Genomic DNA, 21,765 nt, shown 5'->3' with positions numbered 1-21,765 from the left:
GTAGTTTGAAGGCAAAGGAAAGACAGTATGTCTCTTGATCTCGATACCGCCCTGCGTGGCATCTCTGGTATTCTTGTCACCCCGTATGACGTTGCGGGGGACGTTGCGCCACAAAAGCTTGCGCCAATTATTGATCGTGCGCTGGGCGCTGGACTGCATATGCCTGTTGTGAATGGCAACACAGGTGAATTTTACGCGCTGACGACTGATGAAGCCTGCACAATGGTGTCTGAAGTGGCTGAGTTGGTCGATGGGCGCGCACCGCTTTTGGCGGGTGTTGGACGAGGCGTGCGCGATGCTTGTCGTTTGGCGAAAGCCAGTGCCGATGCTGGCGCTGCAGCCTTGATGATACATCAGCCCCCAGACCCTTTTGTCAGCCCGCGTGGCACTGTGGATTATATCAAAGCGGTGTCTGATGCGGCAGGTTTGCCGATGATGCTGTACTTGCGCAATGACGCAATTGGGACCGATGCGATTGCCGATCTATGTGCCATTCCCGGTGTCAAAGGCGTCAAATGGGCCACGCCAAATCCGCTGAAATTGGCGGCAGCGATAAAGGCTTGCGACCCTGATATTGTTTGGGTCGGGGGCTTGGCCGAGATTTGGGCTCCCGCGCTTTATGCGGTTGGGGCGCGTGGTTTTACGTCGGGTTTGATCAATGTTTGGCCTGAGCGCTCTGTGGCTATTCACGCAAGTTTAGATGCGGGTGATTATGTTACAGCCAACGCTTTGATCGCAGATATGCAAGCGTTTGAAGATATCCGCGCCGAAGAATTTAACGGGACAAATGTGACAGGCGTCAAAGCGGCGCTTTTGGCCCAAGGGATCGATTGTGGTCCCACGCGCCCGCCATCCGCTTGGCCGTTGACGGATGCACAGCAAGCGCGCCTTGATGGATTTATGTGGGCAAATTCGCTTTGCAGGCCATGAACGAAACGCATCTTGAATACGCTATAAAAAACCCCCGATGCCTGAACATCGGGGGTTTTTATTTTTATATGTCTTTAAGAAAAGACCATTCGCACGTCAGATCAAAGCGATCCTAGAGCATGCCTTCGCGTTGAGCTTTTTTACGAGCCAACTTGCGAGCACGGCGGACTGCTTCGGCTTTCTCGCGTGCTTTTTTGACGGAGGGTTTCTCGAAATGTTGCTTAAGCTTCATTTCACGGAAAACGCCTTCGCGCTGAAGTTTTTTCTTCAGGGCACGGAGAGCTTGATCGACATTGTTGTCGCGAACGCTAACCTGCATGTGGTGTCACCACCTTCCTAGTTAGATTTGCATGAATTGCAGGAGATCGCCCTATAGCAAAGCCGCGCTAGCTTGTCTACCATGTGCATAGGCCCAAAAGGAGAGATCCGATGCAAAGCACCGCTTACCCCGATTCAACCCGTGAAAAACTGGTCGAAGCTGCGATTCCCCATGTCGTTTTCGATGGCTGGGGGCCGCAAACGTTCAAGGCCGCCGTGGCTGATTCGGGGGTGCCTGAGCAAATGGCGCGTGTCGCGGCGCCGCGCGGATCGATTGATTTGGCTGCAGCATATCATAAAGGCGGGGACCGCGCGATGATCGCGGCGCTTGACGACGCTGACATGAGCACGATGCGGTTTCGTGATAAGATCGCTCATGCCGTTTGGTTGCGCATTGCTGCGGTAGACCGCGAAGTTGTGCGTCGTGGCATGACACTGTTCTCATTGCCCTACTGCGCGCCCGAGGGCGTACGTTTGGTTTGGGAAACGGCTGATGCAATTTGGAATGCTTTAGGTGACACATCGGACGATGTGAATTGGTACACAAAACGCGCGACATTGTCTGCGGTATTCACATCGACAGTCTTGTTTTGGCTGGGGGATGACAGCGAAGGGTTCAGCGATACAAAAGCTTTCCTTGATCGGCGTATCGATGATGTGATGTCGTTTGAGAAAGCCAAAGCTGGTGTGCGTGATAACAAAGCTTTGTCAGCGCTTTTTGCATTGCCCAATGCGATTTTAGGAACGATTAAAGCGCCAGCAGGCGTGCGTCGTGATGATGTGCCGGGCACAAAATCTGGCACTGCATCCAACTCAAAAACGTCTCATCAAACAGAAAGCCACTGATGTCTTTGCCCCTTTCAATGACCGCCGTCGAAATCACACAAGCTGGCGGGCCAGATGTGCTGCGACTTTGCGTGCGCCCAGTGCCAGTGCCGCAAGCCGATGAAATTGTGATCAAAGTTGCCTACGCTGGCGTGAACCGCCCCGATGCATTGCAACGCGCTGGCCTGTATGATCCGCCTGCAGGGGCATCAGATTTACTTGGGCTTGAGTGCTCTGGTACAGTTGTGGCCTGTGGCGGTGCTGTATCGGATTGGTGTGTTGGTGACGAAGTCTGCGCATTGCTACCCGGTGGTGGATATGCCGAATATGTTGCCACGCCTGCCATGCATGCTTTGCCTGTTCCCAAAGGACTGTCGCTCAAAGAGGCAGCTTGTTTACCTGAGACGTTTTTCACGGTTTGGAGTAACGTTTTCATGCGCGGTGGCTTGAAAGCGGGCGAGCGGTTTTTGGTTCATGGTGGATCATCTGGCATTGGCACGACGGCGATCCAACTGGCGCGCGCCTTTGGTGCGCGTGTGTTTGCGACCGCTGGATCAGATGAAAAATGTGAAGCCTGCATTGGACTTGGGGCAGATCTGGCGATCAATTACCGCAATGAAGATTTCGTCGATGTGCTGAAGACAGAAGGCGGCGCAAATATGATTTTGGATATGGTGGGTGGCGATTACATTGCGCGCAATATCAAAACGCTTAGTCCTGATGGGCGCTTGGTGAATATCGCATTTCTGACAGGTTCAAAAGTTGAGATCAATTTCGCGCTGGTGATGGCCAAGCGTTTGACAGTCACGGGATCGACTTTGCGTCCGCAATCTGTCGTAGCCAAAGCAAAAATCGCCGAAGCGCTGTTGGCACAGGTTTGGCCGTTGATTGAGGCTGGGCAAGTCGGCCCCGTGATGCACAGCGAGTTTGCACTTGCCGATGCCGCGCAGGCGCATGCACTGATGGAAACCAATGCGCATATCGGCAAAATTGTGTTGAAAGTCGGTTAGGCGGCAAACCTTAGATATGCTCGCCGCCCTTCATCGACTTTAGTCGATTTTGTCCAAACGCGCTTTATCAAGCGTGCAATCGCGGATCGTGTCTTGCCCGCAGGTGCGCGGTTCAAGATCTTTAGACAGGCAAATGCGCACTTCTTGAATACGATTGTCTTTGCACGTCACAGTGATCTCATCGCGGTCAAGCCCAACGTTGGTGCCCATAAACGCTTGTTCCACAACGGATGCAGGGACCAACACGTCTTTGCCTAAATTGCGAAACGCAGCTGGGCGCGTCACGTTGTCATAGGCTTTGCGTGCTGTGTCCAAATACTCTTGCGCAGGCAACCCCGCACAGCGGCCATGTTTTTTCCACTGATACCAAGCAGCGCCATCCGTGCCCATGATGTCTTCCATTGCGGCTGTTTGCTGCTTGCTTGGATCGCGCTCGGACGTATGGCAATAAGACGGCCAGCCGTTTTCATATTGCGGCCAAAGTCCGTGTAACACCCAGCCAAGATTTCTGTCGCATTGTGGAGAATTGCGGTCATCGCCTTCAAGTGCGCACCACGTGGGCGACCACGACATTGCCAACACGTAATAGTCGAAATCTCCGGCGGGTTCGCCATCAGCGAAAACAGATGTGGCGGCCATCATACCGGCAAGCGTGAGCCCAGTAACAGTTGTTTTACGCATTTTCTCTTTCCTCTGACATTGATCCGCAGTATACAATCTTCAAGTTCCCCCCACAATGTGAACCGTCCCGCTCTGGGAAAGCCTTTTCAGGCGACGGAGAAGTTGTATCTGGGCCTATGTATTCAAGGAGAGTATCCATGGCAAAACCTATTATGGCGAAAGCCACAGCTGTATGGCTCGTCGACAACACGACACTCAGCTTTGTTCAGATCGCAGCCTTTTGTGGCCTGCACGAGCTTGAGGTCCAAGGCATTGCAGATGGCGATGTGGCAGTTGGCGTTAAGGGCTTTGACCCGATTGCCAACAACCAACTGACGCAAGACGAGATCACCAAAGCCGAAGCAGATCCGATGTCGCGTTTGGCGTTGAAATTCAACCCAGCGGCGTCTGGTGAAGAAAAACGTCGTGGTCCACGCTATACGCCTTTGTCGAAACGCCAAGATCGCCCGAATTCAATTTTGTGGTTGGTGAAATTCCATCCTGAATTGGCTGACGCTCAAATCACCAAACTTGTTGGTACAACCAAGCCAACGATCCAAGCGATCCGAGAGCGCACGCACTGGAACATCAACAACATGCAGCCGATTGATCCGGTTGCTTTGGGGTTGTGTAAACAATCCGAATTGGATGCTGCTGTGCAAAAAGCTGCCGCCAAACGCGCTGCCGAAGGCAATGCGATGTCAGACGATGAGCGCCGCAAATTGTTGTCTACAGAGCAATCTTTGGGCATGGATGCAGAGCCACGTATCCCAACAGCAATCTCAGGTCTCGAAGCGTTCACTTTGGGTAACAATTCTGATGACGAAAAAGAAGCGCCACTGCCCGACGCAGACAGCTTCTTTAACTTGCCTGACAGTGATGACGACAAAGACTAAATGCGCCAGCATATAATATTGAAAAGCCTGCCAATTTGGTGGGCTTTTTGCATTTTGGGGCGGTTCGCTTGAACTTGTGGCCGTGCGCCTAAAACCCTTTGCGGGCGTTCAAGGCCGCTGTGATTGTCCCATCATCCAGATAATCCAGTTCGCCACCAATCGGCACACCTTGGGCTAGGGATGTCACGGTGCAGGCACCCGCCAGTTCATCCGCAATGTAATGCGCTGTGGTCTGGCCATCGATCGTGGCGTTGAGTGCGAGAATGATTTCAGTCACGCCCTCGTCGCGCACACGACTGATCAGCAGCGGAATACGCAGTTCTTCGGGGCCAATGGCATCAAGCGCCGATAGCGTGCCGCCAAGAACATGATAACGCCCACGAAACACCGCAGCGCGTTCCATCGCCCACAGATCGGCCACGTCTTCAACGATGCAAATCTCACCTGTGGCGCGCTTTTCAGAGGCGCAGATGTCGCAAATCGTGCCAGTGCCGATATTACCGCATTTCACACATTCGCGGGCGTTTTCCGCCACGGACTTCATGGCATCTGCCAGTGGGCTCATCAATCGTTCACGTTTTTTGATTAGGTGCAAAACGGCACGGCGGGCAGAGCGCGGCCCAAGGCCTGGCAGCTTGGCCATCAGGTCGATCAGCGCATCAATGTCTTTTCTGCCCGCGTCCATTTCTGCGCCTTAAAACGGCATTTTGAAATCAGCCGGAAGCCCAAGACCTTCGGTGATTTTTGTCATTTCAGATTGCGCTTTGGCGGATGCTTTGGCTTGGGCGTCTTTGATAGCGGCCAAAATCAAATCCTCGACCACTTCTTTCTCGTCTGGGTGAAAAATCGATGGATCAATATCAAGCGCAGTCAGATTGCCTTTGGCGTTTGCTGTCGCTTTAACAAGTCCTGCACCGCTTTCACCAACAACAGTCACGTTTTCCAACTGCTCTTGCATGTCAGCCATATCTTGCTGCATTTGTTGTGCTTTTTTCATCATGCCGGCCATATCGCCAAGCCCACTAAGTCCTTTGAGCATATCGCTCTCCTTATTCTAAATCCTCTGTGAGATATGATCTCAAAAACAGGGTTTCAACCGTATGTTTTGCGCTGTTAGTCGTCTTCAAAAGGATCCCATTCGTCCTCGACCTCGGGTAGCGCGTCTGCGGCAGCCTCAAGCGCAATCGCTTCAGGCGTGCGAATTTTGGCAATTTTAGCATCTGGGAACAGCTCAAACACCTTAGCCACAATCGGATGCGCACGGGCCTGTGCCTCTAGCGCGATCTTGGCTGCGTTATTGACCTCAAAAATTGTTTTGGTGCCCTCGGGGGCTTTCGCAATTGTGACGCCCCAGCGCACACCCGTAAAGGCGTGCAATCGGCTGGCAAGGCGCGCAGCCAAATCTTGGGGCGCGTCATGGGCGGGTTCGAATTCGATCCGACCGGGGGAAAATTTGGCCAGCCTCACATGGTTTTCGATCTCAATCAGCAGCTTGGCATCGCGGTGATGGCGGACCAATTCGACGACATCTTCAAACCGACCATAGCGGGCGAGTGATTCATCAGGTGCAACAGCTAAAGCTGTGGCAGCACCACTTACCATGGTCGCACCGTGGGTGATTTGCCCGCCAGACATAGATTGGCCCGACGCAGTGACAGATCCGCCGCCAGCATGTGAGCCACCGCTACCACCACCGGAAGGGGGGCGTGGAGGCGGATTTTGTTCATTAAGCTTGCGTACCAAATCATCAGGCATCGGCAGGTCGGCCACATGGGTCAGGCGGATCACAGCCATTTCAGCGGCCATCATCGCGTTGGGGGACGCTGCAATTTCTTCCAATGCCTTGAGCAGCATTTGCCACATGCGTGACAATACCCGCATTGGAATTTTTTCCGCCATGGTCAGCCCACGCGTGCGCTCGTCTGGGCCAATGGTGGGGTCATCCGCGGCATTTGGCGTGATTTTAATCACGGATACCCAATGGGTGATATCAGCCAAATCGCGCATCACCGCCAAAGGATCAGCACCATCGGCATATTGCCCACCAATTTCTTCCAAAGCGCCTGCCGCATCGCCAGCCATAATCATATCGAACAGGTCCAACACCCGGCCTCGATCGGCAAGGCCCAACATGGCGCGCACTTGTTCCACCGTGGTTTCTCCCGCGCCGTGGGAAATGGCTTGGTCGAGCAAGGATTGCGCATCGCGGGCCGAACCTTCTGAAGCGCGTGTGATCAACGCAAGGGCTTCGTCGCTGATTTCGCCATTCTCTGCCGTTGCAATTCTGCGCAGCATGGCAATCATTACTTCGGGTTCAATCCGGCGCAAATCAAAGCGTTGGCAGCGGGAGAGAACAGTCACAGGCACTTTGCGAATTTCGGTCGTGGCCATGATGAATTTCGTGTGAGCCATGGGTTCTTCAAGCGTTTTCAGCAGCGCGTTGAACGCCGCTGTCGACAACATGTGCACCTCATCGATGATGAAAATCTTATAGCGCCCCTCGGCAGGGCGGGTGCGGGCCATGGAATTCAATTCACGGATGTTGTCGACGCCGGTTGAGGACGCGGCATCAATTTCAAGCACATCAAAGAACCGCCCCTCGGAGATGCCGATGCAGGGCTTACACTGTCCACAAGGTTGTGTTGTCGGTTCGCCTTTTCCATCAGGGCCAATGCAATTCAGTCCCTTTGCGATGATCCGCGCGGTGGTGGTTTTGCCCGTGCCACGAATGCCGGTCATGATAAATGCTTGTGCGATTCGATCAGCTTCAAACGCGTTTTTCAGCGTGCGCACCATGGCGTCTTGGCCAACAAGATCCGCAAAGGTTTCAGGGCGATATTTTCGCGCCAGAACCTTATAGCCTGTGTTCGTCTCGGTCATGTTGTGATCCCTCAATCTCTTGGGGTTAAGGTATGCGGGCAGGGGCCAAGTCGCAACCTTGGTTTACTCGATCTCGCCGCGCCGCACACGTTTTGCTTTGAAAGCTGTGCGTTTTACCTTGCTGAACTTGCGCCCACGCTCTTTGGCTGTCGCAATGGTCCCAGTGTTTGTCGCATCTTCATCGCGCAATTTTTGCCAACGGTTCAGGCGATCGTGCGATAAAGTGCCAGCGTCGATTGCCGCAAGAATGGCACAGCCCGGTTCGGTTTTATGTTGGCAATCAGAGAACTTACATTCTGTGATCAAATCCGTGATGTCTTCAAACAAGGTCGCAATCCCAGCGGCGGCATCATGCAAAGCAAGCTCGCGCATCCCCGGGGTGTCGATCATCCAGCCGCCTGCGTGCATCAAGTGCATTGAGCGCGCTGTTGTTGTATGGCGTCCCTTTGCGTCGTCTTCTCGGATGTCAGCAGTCAATAGGTCTTCGCCCGTTAGGGTGCGCCCGATGGTGGATTTGCCAACCCCAGATGAACCAACCAGTGCAACGGTTTGCCCCGGTCCGCACCATTCGTTCAGTTTTGCGACATCATTCGGGTCTTTTGAATTCAGGGCCAGCGCCGTGACGCGGTCTGAAATGGCATGGGCGCGGTCAATGTAACTTTGTGGATCACCCAAAGACATATCCGCTTTGGTCATGACAATCACAGGGTTGGTTTCGGCCTCGATCGCCAAGGCAACATAGCGCTCAAGGCGGGCTTCGTTGAAGTCTGCGTTGCACGACGTGACAATAAACAAGGTGTCGATATTGGCGGCAATAAGCTGTGCTTGCGAGGTATGCCCCGCCGCTTTACGAGAGATGACAGACTTGCGGCTCAGCACCCGCACAAGGCGTTGGCCATCGCTGAGTACAAAATCCCCAACTGCCATATCGGTGGCTACATTGTCGCCGGACAGTGCCAAATCAACACGCTCGTTTTGCGCATCAAGCCCAATCACACGATTGCGGCGCACTTCGGTGAGACGCACTGGCGTCAGAGTTTCGATGTCACTGTCGCTCATTTGCGCCAAAAATTGCTCGGACCAGCCGAGAGCTTCAAAGAACGGAGTCATACTGATTTTCTTTTGATCATGAGGCCATAATGCGCAGCAAGGCGCGCACGGCAAGGGGCAAGCGCACGCAAGGGCAAAACGGATTCTGGTCGTGGCATTTGTACGATGGTTGTTAGCGCTTTTATTGGGGATAGGTGAGAGGCTGGACAGCGACCCAAACGGGACTCGTTGCGGCTGCTTCCTTCCGGATCTGACCGGGTTGGCGAGGCGCTCGCCCGCGCCAACCTCTCAAGGCACCACATAAGTGACATTTAGCGGATTCGCAAGAGGGTGGCGCGAAATCTGTTTTAGCGTATTTGCGGAGCTTTAGGCCGAAATCGTTGCGAAATATGGGACTAAAGTGAAATACGAAACCGTGCAAAGCCGTTTGGGCCTTCACCTGCGGGTTCAACTTGAATGCTGGTCAATTCATTCAAGTGTTTGATGGCATTGGGGCCCGTATCAAACAGAACCGTTGTGTTTTCCAAGGGGGCGAACGTCCAGTTGTTGTCGGCTTTTGGGTCAACCGTGCCTTGTTCAACGATGTAACGTACAATGATGTCGCGGTTGGTGTCAGGGCCCTCAAAGATGATCGTTGATCCATCTGCACCCGGAAAACTGCCACCGCCGCCAGCGCGGTAGTTGTTGGTGGCCACGATGAATTCCATGTTATCTGTCACAGGTGTGCCCTGATAGGCGAGGTCTATGATGCGCGTGGCTGTAGCATTCATCAGTTCGCCCTTGGGGGCAAACCGAGGGGGCTGACTGACATCAATTTTATAGGTGACACCGTCGATGATATCAAAGTTGTAAGATGGAAAATCGGGATTGATGAGGGGGCGATCTTGCCCACCCACTTTGACTTGCAAGAATATGCCGGCAGAGCGTTCAAGCCAGCCCTTGAGTTGGGCACCGTTGATGCGCACAGCACGAATGGTATTGGGATAAAGGTACAGATCGGCCACATTTTTGATCGCCACTTTTCCAGGGGCTACATCCGTGAAATAGTCTGGCCCTGCTCGCCCACCCGCTTTGAATGGTGCGGCTGCGGACAGCAAGGGCAGTCCGTCGTGAATGGTGCCTTTGAGCATATCGTTGAGATACCAAAGCTGTGCATTCGATACGATTTGCACACTGGGATCATCCGCAACCAATGCGAAATATGAATGCAAAGGGGTGGCCGTTTTGCCAACAGCACGTCGCACATAGGCCAAGGTTTCATCATGGGCTTTGGCGACAGAGGCCACAACGGCAGTGTCACTTTCCACCAAAGGAACGAGCGCGCCTTCATCGTTGCGCTCTGAAATGGGCCGTGTTTCAACCGTCGATGTGACAACTCGCCACTCGGTACCGTCGCGCTCAATCATCAGGTCAATCAAACCAAGATGAGACCCCCAAAATCCGCCCATTGTCGTCGGTTTCCCGTGGATTAGCCCGTTTTTAGCATCGACACCTGCCATGCCATCGAACGCGGGTGAGGGGAAAACGAGATGGGAATGCCCTGTGACCAGCGCGTCAATGCCATCAAGTTCGGCAAGCGGGACACTGGCATTTTCCATGCCTTCGGTGTGTTTTGCCGCGCTAATGCCAGAATGATTGAGCGCGATAATTAGGTCTGCGCCCTTTTCTTTCATCTCGGGAATATAGGCGCGGGCGGTGTCAACGATGTCGCGCACTTGCACGTTGCCTTCTAGATGGCGACGATCCCAAGTCATTATTTGGGGTGGGACAAATCCGATCAGGCCGATTTTGATCGGGTGCTTTTGCCCCGTTCCATCGGTGATCTCGCGGTCAAGAATCACATACGGTTTAATCAGTGTTGTGTCTGCAAGCGGCGTGCGCCCCATTTCTTTGACGACGTTAGCCGATACAATCGGAAAGTTTGCACCGTTTAGCGATTTAAGTAAGAAATCAAGGCCGTAGTTGAATTCGTGGTTACCCAGTGTCGATACGTCAAATCCAATCGTGTTCATCGCTGCGATGATCGGGTGCAGATCGCCGTCTTTCATGCCCCGCTCGTAAGCAATATAATCCCCCATTGGATTGCCCTGCAAAAGATCGCCATTGTCGACCAAAATCGAGTTGTGCGCTTGGGCACGCACGTTATTTATATGAGCGGCCGTGCGCGCCAGACCTACAGCATCTGAGGGGCGGTCAGCATAATAATCGTATGGAAACACGTGGACGTGAAGGTCCGTCGTTTCCATTATGCGCAAATGGGCTTGATTTGTTCCTGCGCGTGCGGAAAAGGGATGTAATGCAATCAAGGCAGTCCCTGTGATGGTTTGGGACAAAAATGTCCTGCGGGTTATATTAACATGCTGTGCCATTGCGCCCTCGATCTTTGGTCTGTTTGTTGAGAGTGTGACCGAAGCGCGCGACAGATAGATGACACAGGAACTTTAACCATGCCTGACGTATTTTAAACCCTCTAGGTTGCTTCTGAGGTCTATTTGCAACTTTTGGTTGAGTTGGCTCGAAAATGTTACACATTCGCAACGGGTGGCGCTGCGAAATTTGATTTGAAATGCGCCGAGTAAGTCTTGGGCGGCGAAAGGTATAAAAATGAAACTAGAATCGATGGCTTTTGCAGCAGGAACCTTGAGCCGTAGAGAAGATCTCAGAAAAAATTCAGAGAGCTTACAAAGCACGAAAGCTGCTCGGTTTATCCCATTTTGGTCTCTGAAGCCGTTGATTGATGATGATGGCGGACTTGCGCTGTTGCAGCGGAATCATCCTTTGCTGGCTCAAATGGATACTGTCATTTTCTTGGGGCTGGATGATGCTGGTGTGCCCTTGTTTGCCGCCGATGTTTCAAGTGCCTCCATCAGCGATGAGTTTCCTGCATCAGGCGACTTATTTGACGTCACTGTGCAACGTCATGTCAGTACGCCAAGCATGGCGTTCTGTGATCTTAAAGTGGTGATGACCAAACTCAGCCCGTTAGAGGCAGAAATGGCCGCCACAGGGCGTGCGATTCTTGGTTGGCATAAAACTCATAAGTTTTGCTCTGCGTGCGGCGTGCAAAGTGAAGCTGCCGCTGGTGGCTGGCAGCGTGATTGTCCCACCTGTGCCACGCCTCATTACCCGCGCACTGATCCTGTGGTGATTATGTTGATCACCCATGGCAATTCCGTGCTGCTGGGGCGTAGCCCTCATTTCCCCGAAGGTATGTATTCACTGCTTGCGGGGTTTGTTGAGCCGGGCGAGCCGATTGAAGCTGCTGTGCGTCGTGAAGTACTGGAGGAGGCGAATATTCGTGTGGGAGCGGTGTCATATATGGCCAGTCAACCTTGGCCTTTCCCCTCATCCTTGATGATTGGGTGTCGCGGCGAAGCATTATCACATGATATTACCATCGACAAAACCGAGTTGGCCGATGCGCTTTGGCTGACAAAAGAGGGCTGTGCACAGATTATGGCGGGCACTCATCCAACAATTTTGCCTGCCCGCGATGGGACAATTGCGCATTTTCTCTTGGCTCTGTGGCTTGCGGATAAGTCAGTTTGCGCCGATAACATCTGAAGTAATATGTATTAGGTGATTTGCCATGAAGTTTTCGACCCGCCAAGATATTGAAGCACCTGCGGATTTTGTATTCGCGCAGATGTCTGATTTTGATGGGCTCGAACGGCAGGCGATGCGCCGTGGTATCGAAGTGCGCCGCAAAAATCCAATGCAGCCTCGTGGTATTGGGGCCGCTTGGGTCTTGCGCGCGCCGTTTCGTGGTAAATGGCGCGATATTGATGCGCGTATTGCTGAATTTGATTCGCCTAATGTATTGGTGGCATGCGCTAAGTCTGGTGGTCTGGATATGACGCTGAGTATCGATTTGGTGCCTTTGTCGTCAGTGCGGACCCGTATCATGCTTGGATATGATGTACGCCCGCAAACGCTGTCTGCTCGTATTTTGGTTCAATCGGTGAAATTTGCGAAAGCATCGTTGCAGCGTCGGTTTGATAAGCGTGTGGGTAAATTTAGCGAGGTCATTGGCGCGCGCTATGAGGCGAGAAAAATAGCCTAAAGGCACCGACATTAGGGCCGCTACCTTTGAAACACGGGCGCTTTTCAAAAGCACGCCTGTGATTTGATTTGACGCAAGCTACGAGCGTCTTGGATCGGCTGGATAGACGCCTAAAATTTCCACCATTTCTGTGAAATACCCAAGCTCATCCATCGCCAGTTTGACGTTTTCATCGTCAGGATGTCCCTCGATGTCAGCATAAAACTGAGTCGCAGTGAACACACCATCAACCATGTAGCTTTCAAGTTTCGTCATGTTTACGCCATTTGTGGCAAATCCGCCCATAGCTTTGTAGAGCGCGGCTGGGATGTTGCGCACGCGGAACATGAATGCCGTGACCATTTTATCAGAGCGACGTGTGTGATCTGCATCTCGTGACATGACCAGAAAACGTGTTGTGTTCAGTTTGTGATCTTCGATCTTTGGGGCGATAACCTCAAGCCCGTATAGTTTTGCGGCCAATTCTGATGCCAGCGCACCTTGGGTTTTATCGCCTCCAGAGGCGACATCACGCGCAGCGCGGGCATTGTCGGAACTGGTCACGCCTTTGATGTTGTGATCGCGTAAGAATTTGCCACATTGGGGCAGGATAACCGGATGACCATGGGCGTGGGTGATATCGTCAAGTTTGGCGCCGGGAAGGCCCAAAAGGTTTACATGCACCCGTACAAAGGTCTCTTGGATGATGTGCAAGCCGGCTTTGGGCAGCAAATGATAGACGTCTTGCACGCGGCCATAGGTCGAATTCTCAACGGCGATCATGCCCAGTTCAGCCTCGCCAGAATGGACAGCTTCGAGTGCATCTTCAAAGGTTGGGCAGGGCAGGGGATCAAAATCTGGGCGAGTCTCCACGCAGGCTTGATGCGAATAGGCACCAAGTTCTCCTTGAAAAGCGATACGTGCGGCCATGTGAGTCCCCATTTTAACTAAGTTTTTGCAGTATGTCGTTTGGTCGCGGGTCTTATACCTTGAAAAGTAGTGAGGGAAACGGGTAGATACCCTCAACTGATGTACATACACGGAACGCGACATGTTCGACACTATGACCCTGACCAAAGGCGTTGCAGCTATTTGCGGCACCTTTTTGTTTTTCCTCTTTGGCTCTTGGGCTGCGGAGTCAATCTACCATACTGGCGGTGGCCATGGTGGTGAGCAGGCCTACGTTATCGAAGTCGATGACGCGGGTGCTGGTGCAGAAGAAGAGGTTGCAGTCGTTGACTTCGGCCCGATTCTTGCTGCGGCTGATCCTGCATCTGGTGAAAACATCTTTGGCAAAAAATGTGCGGCTTGCCACGCTGTTGATGGCAACGATAAAACTGGTCCGCATCTGAATGGATCATTTGATCGCGACATCGGCTCTGTTGCTGGCTTTGGGTACTCCGGTATCTTGACTGAACTTGAAGGCACATGGACAGCCGAAGCGCTGAACCACTTCTTGGAAAAACCAAAAGGCTTTGCGCCTGGTACGAAAATGACATTTGCTGGGTTCAAGAAAGTTGGAGACCGCGCAGATGTGATTGCCTATCTGCAATCCATTGGCGGCTAAAACACATACGCCTGCCTTTAAAGTTTGACCCTCATCGGTGCTGCCGGTGAGGGTTTCTTTTTGGCAAAATCTATCGGCTCATTTGCCTCTGGCTTCACGTTTCGTCACGCTTTCTTCACAACTGTGCAATTTGGGTGTTGGAAGACGTGCAAAACCAGATCACATTGTGGATAAAGGGTAATCAGCTCACACCCCAACGGAGGTTTTGCATGTTTCAATTGTCTCAGCGTCGTTTTCTTGCCGCGGCTTTGTCTTGTTCGATGATTGTCAGCGCCACAAGCGCATTGGCAGAAGATACAGATACGATTGTCGCGACTTGGTTTTCGGACTGGGGGGATGCAAAATATGCAGGCACAATCGAACATTTGGACTATGTGAACCCCGATGCCCCCAAAGGCGGTGAGATTTCTATGGGGACTGTGGGCACTTTTGACAGTATGAACCCGTTTGCGACCACGTCTGGCACCCCTGCCGCTTTGTCTTCGACAATGTATGAGCGCTTGATGATCTCGACTGCTGATGAGTACACACAGCCCTCATATTGTTTGCTGTGCGAAACCATTGAATACCCTGAAAGCCAAGATTGGGTGATTTTCAATCTGCGCAAAGATGTAACGTTTTCGGATGGCAGCCCAATGACTGCAGAAGACGTGGTGTTCTCGCATAACAAATTTATCGCAGAGGGCACCCCGTCATGGCGCGTTGGTGTCAGTGCGATGATCAAAAATGCCGAAGCTCTTGATCCCTACACCGTGAAATACACCTTTCAGCCAGGTATCCCGCGCAAGGGTTTGATCGAACAAGCTGGGGCCACTCTTGTATTCCAAAAGAAATGGTTTGAAGAAACTGGCGCGCGTTTGGATGAAAAGCGCAATGAGACATCACCGGGCACGGGCGCTTATACGTTGGCAGGGTTTAAAGCAGGCGAATGGGTCGAATACACGCGCAATCCAGAGTATTGGGGCGCGTCTCATCCGTTTAAGGTTGGTCGCGAAAATTACGACACCATTCGGGTGGAATATTTTGGGGATACGATCGCAGCCTTTGAAGCGTTTAAAACGGGCGACATTACGTTTCGCCAAGAAAATTCATCCCTGCAATGGGCGACGGGGTATGATTTTCCCGCGCTGGAGCAGGGCTGGGTGACCAAAGCGTCTTTGCCTAACGGCACAATGCCACCCGCCTATGGGATTTTATTCAACCTACGCCGCGAGAAACTACAAGACCGCAATGTGCGCCGTGCTTTGGGGCTGATGTTCAATTTCACGTGGACCAATGACACGTTGCAATATGGGCTGTTTTCACAGCGCGAAAGCTTTTGGAATGCAGGGGAATTGGCAGCAACAGGCGTGGCAACAGGCAAAGAGCTTGCATATCTAGAGAGCGTCAAAGACTTGATTCCCGCTGAGATTTTGACCGAGCCTGTGACCTTGGCGCATACCTCTGGCAATCGGTCACTGGACCGTAAAAACCTGCGTAAAGCTTTGGGTTTGATGGAAGAGGCTGGGTATATTCCGGGTGATGATGGCAAGCTGCGCAATGCTGCGGGCGAAACCCTTGATATCGAATTTTTACAATATTCGCCCAATTTCGACCGGATCATCGTACCCTATGTGGAAAACTTGCAAGCGCTGGGTGTGAACGCTGTCTATAATCGTGTGGATGCAAACCAATATCAGGCACGCACTCAAAGCTTTGATTACGATGTGATCTACGATGGCTATGTGAATTCCTTTGAAGAGGATTCGAGCTTTGATCAAAAGTTTGGCTCGCGCGGGGTAGATGATATTTTCAACCCCGCTGGTTACTCATCGCCTGCGATTGATGTGCTGGGCGAAGAGATTCTTAAAACACATACATACGATGATATGGCCGCAGTTGTGCGGGCGGCTGACCGTATCATGCGCTACGATTACTTTGTGGTGCCCGCGTGGTTTGGCGCTGAATACTGGGTCGCTCACTATGATATGTACGAACATCCGCCCACAGATCAGTTCCCACCACTGGCGCTCGGCTATTTGGATTTCTGGTGGTACAACGCCGACAAAGCAGCCGATCTAAAAGCTGCAGGCGCAATAAAATAACGCAAAGATCGACAAGAGATAAGAACAGGGGCGCAAGGCCCCGATATCAGGTGGAGGACATCCCAAAATGGGAGCCTATATATTGCGGCGACTGTTGCTGATCATCCCGACTTTGTTTGGGATTATGGTCATCAACTTTGCGCTGACACAGTTTGTTCCGGGGGGGCCGATCGAACAGGTCTTGGCCGACCTCAATGGCGAAGGTGATGTGTTTTCGTCCATCACGGGTGGCGCAGGCGATGTGGCTGTTGAGATTGGCGAAGGGACATCTTCGTCCGAATACATAGGTGCGCGCGGGCTTCCGCCTGAGTTCATCGAAGAGCTGGAACGCCAGTTCGGGCTTGATAAACCGCCATTGCAACAGTTCTTGCACATGATGTGGAACTACGTGCGTTTTGATTTTGGCGAAAGCTATTTCAAATCCGAAGGTGTACTTGAACTGGTTTGGGACCGTCTGCCAGTGTCTATTTCTCTGGGGCTTTGGGCGACGCTTATTTCCTATCTGATCTCTATTCCTTTGGGCATCCGCAAGGCTGTGCGCGATGGGTCGCGCTTTGACACGTGGACCTCTGCCATCATTATCGTCGCTTATGCGATCCCTGGATTTTTGTTTGCGATCATGTTGTTGGTGGTCTTTGCGGGTGGCTCATATTGGCAGATTTTCCCACTACGCGGCCTGACGTCACCGAATTTTGAAGAGTTGAGTTGGTACGCCAAAATCGGTGATTATGCATGGCACATTGCCTTGCCGGTCTTGGCCTCTTTGATCTCATCCTTTGCGACGCTCACCTTGCTGACCAAAAATTCGTTCCTTGATGAAATTCGCAAACAATATGTGGTCACGGCACGGGCCAAGGGTCTGTCTGAGCATCGTGTTTTGTATGGCCACGTGTTTCGCAATGCGATGTTGATCGTGATTGCTGGATTTCCGGCCTTATTTTTAGGCGTATTTTTCTCAGGTTCTGTCATCATCGAAACGTTGTTTTCACTTGATGGTCTCGGTCGGTTGGGGTTTCAGGCTGCCCTACAGCGTGACTATCCTGTGATCTTTGGCACGTTGTTTTTCTTTGGCCTGATCGGGCTGATTATCGGGATTTTGTCTGATCTCATGTATATTTTTGTTGATCCACGGATCGATTTCGAAAAGAGGGATTCATGAAACTTTCCCCCCTCAATCAGCGTCGCTTGAGCAACTTCAAATCCAATCGCCGTGCATATTGGTCATTGGTCTTGTTTTCTGTGTTGTTCGTGTTGTCCCTGTTCGCCGAATTTCTGGCCAACGACAAACCAATCTTGGTGCAATACCGCGGCAGCTATTACACGCCAATCTTTAACTTTTATCCCGAAACCGAATTTGGCGGCGACTTTAGAACCGAGGCTGTCTATCGCTATGCCGAAGTGGAATGCTTGATCAAGTCCGGCGGGTTAGAAGACTGTTTTGACGATCCAGAAGGCATCATCGCCGACACCAAAGATTCGGTGGTGAATGGCGAGCCGATTGAAAAAGGCTGGATGGTTTGGCCCCCTATTCGCTATTCGTTCAACACCCAAGTCGAAGGCCCCGGCGCAGCCCCTTCACCGCCCACCAAACAAAACTGGTTGGGCACTGACGACACAAAGCGCGATGTGACCGCGCGTGTGATCTATGGTTTTCGCCTGTCGATCTTGTTCGCTTTGATTGTGACGACTGTATCATCGGTCATTGGTATTATCGCGGGCGCAATTCAGGGATTTTTTGGCGGGCGCACTGATTTGATATTCCAACGTGTGCTAGAAATCTGGAGTTCGATGCCTTCGCTCTATGTCATCATCATTTTGTTCGCCATTCTTGGGCGATCATTTTGGTTGCTGGTGTTTGTGACGATCTTATTCGGCTGGCCAGCCTTGACAGGCGTGGTACGCGCAGAGTTTTTGCGGGCGCGCAATTTCGAATACATTCGTGCAGCGCGCGCGCTGGGCGTGTCGAACTGGACCATCATGTTCCGCCATATGTTGCCCAACGCAATGGTCGCCACGGTGACAATGCTGCCCTTTATCATGACGGGCGCAATTGGCACTTTGGCCTCGCTTGATTTCTTGGGCTTTGGCTTGCCAACATCATCGCCATCGCTGGGCGAGTTAACATCGCAAGCGAAACAAAACCTGCAAGCGCCGTGGTTGGGGTTCACCGCCTTTTTCACTTACGCGATCATGTTGTCGTTGCTGGTCTTCATTTTTGAAGGCATCCGCGACGCATTTGACCCCAGAAAGACCTTCCAATGAGCCTGTTGTCGTTTGAAAATCTCAAGGTCTCGTTTCACCAAAATGGCGCGTTAAGCCCTGCTGTAAAAGGCGTGACCTTTGATGTGTGCAAAGGCGAAACAGTTGCATTGGTGGGGGAATCTGGGTCTGGGAAATCCGTGACGGCCTTGTCGTCTGTCAGTCTTTTGCCCGACAGTGCAGTGATTGAAGGATCGATCAAATACAACGGTCAAGAATTGTGTGGTGCCTCTGAAAAAGAGCTGCGTAAATTGCGTGGCAATGCCATTAGCTTTATCTTTCAAGAGCCGATGACATCGCTTAACCCGCTGCACACAATTGAAAAGCAACTGTCTGAAATTTTGCTTGTTCATCAAGGGCAGCGTGGCACAAAGGCTCGCGCGCGCGTGATTGAACTGTTGATGCAAGTGGGCATTCACGACCCTGAAAACCGTCTCAAAGATTACCCTCATCAATTATCGGGTGGTCAACGCCAGCGCGTGATGATCGCTATGGCGCTGGCCAATGGACCGGATTTGTTGATTGCAGATGAGCCGACCACAGCGCTGGACGTCACCATTCAAGCGCAGATATTAACGCTTTTGCGTGACCTTCAGGCCTCTATGGGGATGTCGATGTTGTTTATCACCCATGACCTTGGGATCGTTCGCAAATTGGCGGACCGTGTCTGTGTGATGAAAGATGGCGTGATTGTTGAAGCTGGCATGACCAAAGATATCTTTGATGCGCCATCTCACCCCTATACCAAAATGCTGCTTGATGCTGAAACCACGGGGCATCCAATTGAGGTGCCTCAAGATGCTGAAGTGATTGCTCAGACGGATAATTTGCGTGTTTGGTTCCCCATTCAGCGCGGCTTTATGCGGCGCACTGTTGGGCATGTCAAAGCGGTGAATGCGGCTCAATTTACAGTGCGGGCAGGGGAAACTGTTGGCGTCGTGGGCGAAAGTGGATCTGGCAAAACCACACTGGCGCTTGCGATGATGCGTTTGATTGCCTCTGAAGGACCGGTTGTGGTGCTTGGGCAAGATATCCAAGGGTGGTCGAATAAGCAAATCAGACCCCTGCGTGCCGATATGCAAATCGTGTTTCAAGACCCCTTTGGATCCTTATCTCCGCGTATGAATGTGGGTGAAATTATTGCCGAAGGGCTTGGCGTGCATGGCCTTGGCGCGTATGCGTCGGCAGAGGCGGCCGTGAACGAAATTATGACCGAAGTTGGGCTTGATCCTGCCACGCGCAATCGGTATCCGCATGAGTTTTCTGGCGGGCAACGCCAACGAATTGCCATCGCACGTGCGATGGTGTTGCGGCCAAAACTATTGGTGCTGGATGAGCCGACATCTGCGCTTGATAAAACAGTACAGGTGCAAATCGTCAAACTTTTACGCGATCTGCAGGTCAAGCATAAGCTGGCGTATTTGTTCATCTCGCACGACCTACGTGTGGTACGTGCGCTGAGCCATAAAGTGCTGGTGATGAAACGCGGTGATGTGGTCGAGGCCGGAGATGCCGCACAGATTTTTGACGCCCCGCGCGAACCCTATACGCAGGCTTTGATCGCCGCAGCGTTTGATTTGGATGTGAAAGAGGGCGCAGGGGTTTAGCCCGCGCCCTTGGTGTTCATGTCACCAATGCAATAGATTTAAGATGAACCGAAGACCTTGCAATCACTGCCGCGCGCTTCAAGTTTGCGGCATGTGAGAGCCGCAACATCTTGCGTCAGGCCTAAGAAATTCGCATCATATCCACGTTTGCTGCGCACAACTTTACGCAATGCACCATCAAGGTTTTCCAACTCAGCAAGCGCTGCTTTTAGCAAAACTTTGCGTGCTTCATATTCAGACCCATAGGTTCCGATATTGATACCCCAGTGGCGGTTTCCCGATGTGGACATGCGGGTCACAATGACCGGAGCTGCGTCTTCGATTGCGGCTGGTGTGGCTCGTGCGACGATGGATTCGACCGCTGTGAGGTCTAAACGCTCAGGGCGCGGTGTTGGTTTGAAGCTAATAAGCACATCTGTTTGGGGGGCTGCAGGTGCCTCGCTGGTTTGCTCCAACGCTGCAGTTTGCAGCAATGTAGCGGCTTGCGCTGCCGCTGCATTGGCTGCGGCCAAAACTGCGGCTTCTTTGTTTGCTTCTGCCACAACGTTGAAAATATCATCTGACATTGCCAACAGGATGTTTTCTTCTTCAGGCTCCAGTGCGCGCAGAGGGCGCATTTTTGGCAGAGGGCTAGAGGTCATCATAATCCGCGCCCGCACGATTTTAGAGGCTTTGCGCGGCGTGCGCCCAGAATCCGCCACCATCACAGCACCTGTTGAAGCTTTGCCCATATAGGGTGGTTTTTGGGGTTTGTTGACGGCAACGCGTGTGCCGGCACGTTTGAAGCCAAGATCCATCAATTCTGCCACACGCGCGTTGCGCGTGATGGTTGAACGCCCGCCAAACACCGTGGTGATGATGCGCTCAGTGCCATGCTGCGCAGAAGCCACAAGATTAAAGCCCGCAGCAGATGTATAACCTGTTTTGATCCCATCGGCGCCTTTGTAGCTGTTCAAAAACCGCGAATTGGTGTGTGTCACTGTGCGCACGCCCGCGTCGGCGGTTTTGCGTGAGAAAAGGTTATAATATTCTGGGTAGTCGTAAAATACATGGCGGCCCAAAACGCTCATATCCCGAGCCGTGGACAGGTGGCCGCTTTCGGTCAAGCCATGTGCATTCTTGAAAGTGGTCCGTGACATGCCAAGTGCTTGGGCTGTGCGATTCATCCGGCGGGCAAAGGCAGCTTCCGAGCCTTCGATAGCTTCACCAATTGCTGTTGCAGAATCATTTGCTGATTTGACGGCTGCAGCACGAATCAAATACCGAAGTTTGATTTTCTGTCCGGCTTTTAATCCCAGTCGTGAAGGCGGTTCGCTGGCGGCTTTGCGGGAAATGGTAACTGTTGAATCCAGTGAAATCTCACCGTTTTCGATCGCTTCAAACGCGATGTAGAGCGTCATCATTTTGGTCAGTGAGGCTGGATGCAATCGTGTATCGGCGTTGCTGGCATGTAAAACTTTTCCGTTGCGCGCATCCATAACCAGCGCTGCATATTCGGCGGACATCGCGGCATTGATCGGGGCGAATGCCGCAAACAATGCGATGAGCCAAAGGGAAAAAATGCTCTTAGAAACGCCGCACGTTTTCACGCGTGCTTGCACGTTGCTTGCCATAATAAATCTGCCTCATATTGTCGG

20 protein-coding genes and 1 other RNA gene are annotated in these 21,765 nt (G+C 52.3%); 11 read left to right on the top strand and 10 right to left on the bottom strand.

Annotated elements, in window-relative coordinates:
• The first annotated feature begins 27 nt into the window (after positions 1-27).
• Positions 28-930 (top strand): dihydrodipicolinate synthase family protein, encoded by a 903-nt coding sequence (locus BM025_RS09480; RefSeq protein ID WP_085848303.1) that lies wholly within the window; start codon positions 28-30, stop codon positions 928-930.
• Positions 931-1,042: 112 nt separating this feature from the next.
• Here the strand turns inward: BM025_RS09480 and rpsU are convergent, their stop codons facing one another.
• Positions 1,043-1,249, bottom strand: coding sequence for a 30S ribosomal protein S21 (gene rpsU, locus BM025_RS09475; RefSeq protein WP_058263026.1), 207 nt, complete (start codon positions 1,247-1,249; stop codon positions 1,043-1,045).
• A 110-nt stretch (positions 1,250-1,359) separates the two neighbouring features.
• On the opposite strand from rpsU, the gene BM025_RS09470 reads away from it, so the two are divergent.
• Both BM025_RS09470 and BM025_RS09465 read left to right on the top strand, forming a co-directional pair.
• Positions 1,360-2,094 carry a COQ9 family protein gene (locus tag BM025_RS09470; RefSeq protein WP_085848304.1) on the top strand — a complete coding sequence of 245 codons (735 nt, stop codon included), beginning with the start codon at positions 1,360-1,362 and terminating at the stop codon, positions 2,092-2,094.
• Positions 2,094-3,083: an NAD(P)H-quinone oxidoreductase gene (locus BM025_RS09465; RefSeq protein WP_085848305.1), complete on the top strand. Its 990-nt coding sequence runs from the start codon at positions 2,094-2,096 to the stop codon at positions 3,081-3,083. Before BM025_RS09470 ends, BM025_RS09465 begins: the two co-directional genes overlap by 1 nt.
• 39 nt (positions 3,084-3,122) lie before the next feature.
• Here the strand turns inward: BM025_RS09465 and BM025_RS09460 are convergent, their stop codons facing one another.
• Positions 3,123-3,764 (bottom strand): ribonuclease T2 family protein, encoded by a 642-nt coding sequence (locus BM025_RS09460; protein ID WP_085848306.1) that lies wholly within the window; start codon positions 3,762-3,764, stop codon positions 3,123-3,125.
• Between the two features lie 137 nt (positions 3,765-3,901).
• Between BM025_RS09460 and BM025_RS09455 the strand changes: the two genes are divergently transcribed.
• Entirely contained in the window at positions 3,902-4,639 is a 738-nt protein-coding gene (locus BM025_RS09455) for a DUF1013 domain-containing protein (RefSeq protein ID WP_085848307.1), read from the top strand.
• An 88-nt stretch (positions 4,640-4,727) separates the two neighbouring features.
• Here the strand turns inward: BM025_RS09455 and recR are convergent, their stop codons facing one another.
• From recR to BM025_RS09425, 6 genes are all read right to left on the bottom strand, one after another.
• Positions 4,728-5,324, bottom strand: coding sequence for a recombination mediator RecR (recR, locus tag BM025_RS09450; protein WP_085848308.1), 597 nt, complete (start codon positions 5,322-5,324; stop codon positions 4,728-4,730).
• A 9-nt stretch (positions 5,325-5,333) separates the two neighbouring features.
• The gene (locus tag BM025_RS09445) at positions 5,334-5,678 is read right to left on the bottom strand and encodes a YbaB/EbfC family nucleoid-associated protein (protein WP_085848309.1); all 345 of its coding nucleotides are present in this window, start codon (positions 5,676-5,678) and stop codon (positions 5,334-5,336) included.
• 74 nt (positions 5,679-5,752) lie between these two features.
• Positions 5,753-7,519: a DNA polymerase III subunit gamma/tau gene (locus BM025_RS09440; RefSeq protein ID WP_085848310.1), complete on the bottom strand. Its 1,767-nt coding sequence runs from the start codon at positions 7,517-7,519 to the stop codon at positions 5,753-5,755.
• A gap of 63 nt (positions 7,520-7,582) precedes the next feature.
• Complete coding sequence (rsgA, locus tag BM025_RS09435) at positions 7,583-8,629, bottom strand: ribosome small subunit-dependent GTPase A (protein ID WP_085848311.1); 1,047 nt, start codon at positions 8,627-8,629, stop codon at positions 7,583-7,585.
• Between the two features lie 133 nt (positions 8,630-8,762).
• Positions 8,763-8,859: signal recognition particle sRNA small type (gene ffs / locus BM025_RS09430), an RNA gene on the bottom strand.
• 105 nt (positions 8,860-8,964) lie between these two features.
• Positions 8,965-10,938, bottom strand: a complete 1,974-nt coding sequence (locus tag BM025_RS09425; RefSeq protein ID WP_085848312.1) for a bifunctional 2',3'-cyclic-nucleotide 2'-phosphodiesterase/3'-nucleotidase — start codon at positions 10,936-10,938, stop codon at positions 8,965-8,967.
• A 235-nt stretch (positions 10,939-11,173) separates the two neighbouring features.
• Here BM025_RS09425 and nudC point away from each other — a divergent pair, with 235 nt between their 5' ends.
• On the top strand, positions 11,174-12,133 hold the full coding sequence (gene nudC, locus BM025_RS09420) for an NAD(+) diphosphatase (protein ID WP_085848313.1): 960 nt from the start codon (positions 11,174-11,176) through the stop codon (positions 12,131-12,133).
• Between the two features lie 25 nt (positions 12,134-12,158).
• A complete protein-coding gene (locus BM025_RS09415; protein ID WP_085848314.1) occupies positions 12,159-12,632 on the top strand; it encodes an SRPBCC family protein in 474 nt (157 codons plus the stop codon).
• Positions 12,633-12,710: 78 nt separating this feature from the next.
• Here BM025_RS09415 and BM025_RS09410 read toward each other — a convergent pair whose 3' ends face one another.
• Positions 12,711-13,541 carry a prephenate dehydratase gene (locus tag BM025_RS09410; protein ID WP_085848315.1) on the bottom strand — a complete coding sequence of 277 codons (831 nt, stop codon included), beginning with the start codon at positions 13,539-13,541 and terminating at the stop codon, positions 12,711-12,713.
• Positions 13,542-13,662: 121 nt separating this feature from the next.
• Between BM025_RS09410 and BM025_RS09405 the strand changes: the two genes are divergently transcribed.
• The 5 genes from BM025_RS09405 to BM025_RS09385 all read left to right on the top strand — a co-directional run bounded on the left by BM025_RS09405 (position 13,663) and on the right by BM025_RS09385 (position 20,128).
• Positions 13,663-14,178 (top strand): c-type cytochrome, encoded by a 516-nt coding sequence (locus BM025_RS09405; protein WP_085848316.1) that lies wholly within the window; start codon positions 13,663-13,665, stop codon positions 14,176-14,178.
• Positions 14,179-14,387: 209 nt separating this feature from the next.
• Positions 14,388-16,262 (top strand): extracellular solute-binding protein, encoded by a 1,875-nt coding sequence (locus tag BM025_RS09400; RefSeq protein WP_085848317.1) that lies wholly within the window; start codon positions 14,388-14,390, stop codon positions 16,260-16,262.
• 67 nt (positions 16,263-16,329) lie between these two features.
• Complete coding sequence (locus tag BM025_RS09395) at positions 16,330-17,421, top strand: microcin C ABC transporter permease YejB (RefSeq protein WP_085848318.1); 1,092 nt, start codon at positions 16,330-16,332, stop codon at positions 17,419-17,421.
• Entirely contained in the window at positions 17,418-18,524 is a 1,107-nt protein-coding gene (locus BM025_RS09390) for an ABC transporter permease (RefSeq protein WP_085848319.1), read from the top strand. The genes BM025_RS09395 and BM025_RS09390 overlap by 4 nt, the downstream gene beginning before the upstream one ends.
• Positions 18,521-20,128, top strand: coding sequence for an ABC transporter ATP-binding protein (locus tag BM025_RS09385; RefSeq protein ID WP_085848320.1), 1,608 nt, complete (start codon positions 18,521-18,523; stop codon positions 20,126-20,128). Before BM025_RS09390 ends, BM025_RS09385 begins: the two co-directional genes overlap by 4 nt.
• A gap of 38 nt (positions 20,129-20,166) precedes the next feature.
• Here BM025_RS09385 and BM025_RS09380 read toward each other — a convergent pair whose 3' ends face one another.
• Positions 20,167-21,741, bottom strand: a complete 1,575-nt coding sequence (locus BM025_RS09380; RefSeq protein WP_085848321.1) for a D-alanyl-D-alanine carboxypeptidase family protein — start codon at positions 21,739-21,741, stop codon at positions 20,167-20,169.
• Positions 21,742-21,765: the final 24 nt, after the last annotated feature.

Source organism: Pacificibacter marinus (assembly GCF_900109555.1).
GTDB classification, from domain to species: Bacteria; Pseudomonadota; Alphaproteobacteria; order Rhodobacterales; family Rhodobacteraceae; genus Celeribacter; species Celeribacter marinus_C.
The sequence above is the reverse complement of the archived record's forward strand: the minus strand, read 5'-3'. Positions and strand labels throughout refer to the sequence as shown.

Coding starts and splice junctions, on each gene's coding strand:
- BM025_RS09480 (WP_085848303.1), top strand. CDS start 28: ATGTCTCTTGATCTCGATACCGCCCTGCGTGGCATCTCTGGTATTCTT.
- rpsU (WP_058263026.1), bottom strand. CDS start 1,249: ATGCAGGTTAGCGTTCGCGACAACAATGTCGATCAAGCTCTCCGTGCC.
- BM025_RS09470 (WP_085848304.1), top strand. CDS start 1,360: ATGCAAAGCACCGCTTACCCCGATTCAACCCGTGAAAAACTGGTCGAA.
- BM025_RS09465 (WP_085848305.1), top strand. CDS start 2,094: ATGTCTTTGCCCCTTTCAATGACCGCCGTCGAAATCACACAAGCTGGC.
- BM025_RS09460 (WP_085848306.1), bottom strand. CDS start 3,764: ATGCGTAAAACAACTGTTACTGGGCTCACGCTTGCCGGTATGATGGCC.
- BM025_RS09455 (WP_085848307.1), top strand. CDS start 3,902: ATGGCAAAACCTATTATGGCGAAAGCCACAGCTGTATGGCTCGTCGAC.
- recR (WP_085848308.1), bottom strand. CDS start 5,324: ATGGACGCGGGCAGAAAAGACATTGATGCGCTGATCGACCTGATGGCC.
- BM025_RS09445 (WP_085848309.1), bottom strand. CDS start 5,678: ATGCTCAAAGGACTTAGTGGGCTTGGCGATATGGCCGGCATGATGAAA.
- BM025_RS09440 (WP_085848310.1), bottom strand. CDS start 7,519: ATGACCGAGACGAACACAGGCTATAAGGTTCTGGCGCGAAAATATCGC.
- rsgA (WP_085848311.1), bottom strand. CDS start 8,629: ATGACTCCGTTCTTTGAAGCTCTCGGCTGGTCCGAGCAATTTTTGGCG.
- BM025_RS09425 (WP_085848312.1), bottom strand. CDS start 10,938: ATGGCACAGCATGTTAATATAACCCGCAGGACATTTTTGTCCCAAACC.
- nudC (WP_085848313.1), top strand. CDS start 11,174: ATGAAACTAGAATCGATGGCTTTTGCAGCAGGAACCTTGAGCCGTAGA.
- BM025_RS09415 (WP_085848314.1), top strand. CDS start 12,159: ATGAAGTTTTCGACCCGCCAAGATATTGAAGCACCTGCGGATTTTGTA.
- BM025_RS09410 (WP_085848315.1), bottom strand. CDS start 13,541: ATGGCCGCACGTATCGCTTTTCAAGGAGAACTTGGTGCCTATTCGCAT.
- BM025_RS09405 (WP_085848316.1), top strand. CDS start 13,663: ATGTTCGACACTATGACCCTGACCAAAGGCGTTGCAGCTATTTGCGGC.
- BM025_RS09400 (WP_085848317.1), top strand. CDS start 14,388: ATGTTTCAATTGTCTCAGCGTCGTTTTCTTGCCGCGGCTTTGTCTTGT.
- BM025_RS09395 (WP_085848318.1), top strand. CDS start 16,330: ATGGGAGCCTATATATTGCGGCGACTGTTGCTGATCATCCCGACTTTG.
- BM025_RS09390 (WP_085848319.1), top strand. CDS start 17,418: ATGAAACTTTCCCCCCTCAATCAGCGTCGCTTGAGCAACTTCAAATCC.
- BM025_RS09385 (WP_085848320.1), top strand. CDS start 18,521: ATGAGCCTGTTGTCGTTTGAAAATCTCAAGGTCTCGTTTCACCAAAAT.
- BM025_RS09380 (WP_085848321.1), bottom strand. CDS start 21,741: ATGGCAAGCAACGTGCAAGCACGCGTGAAAACGTGCGGCGTTTCTAAG.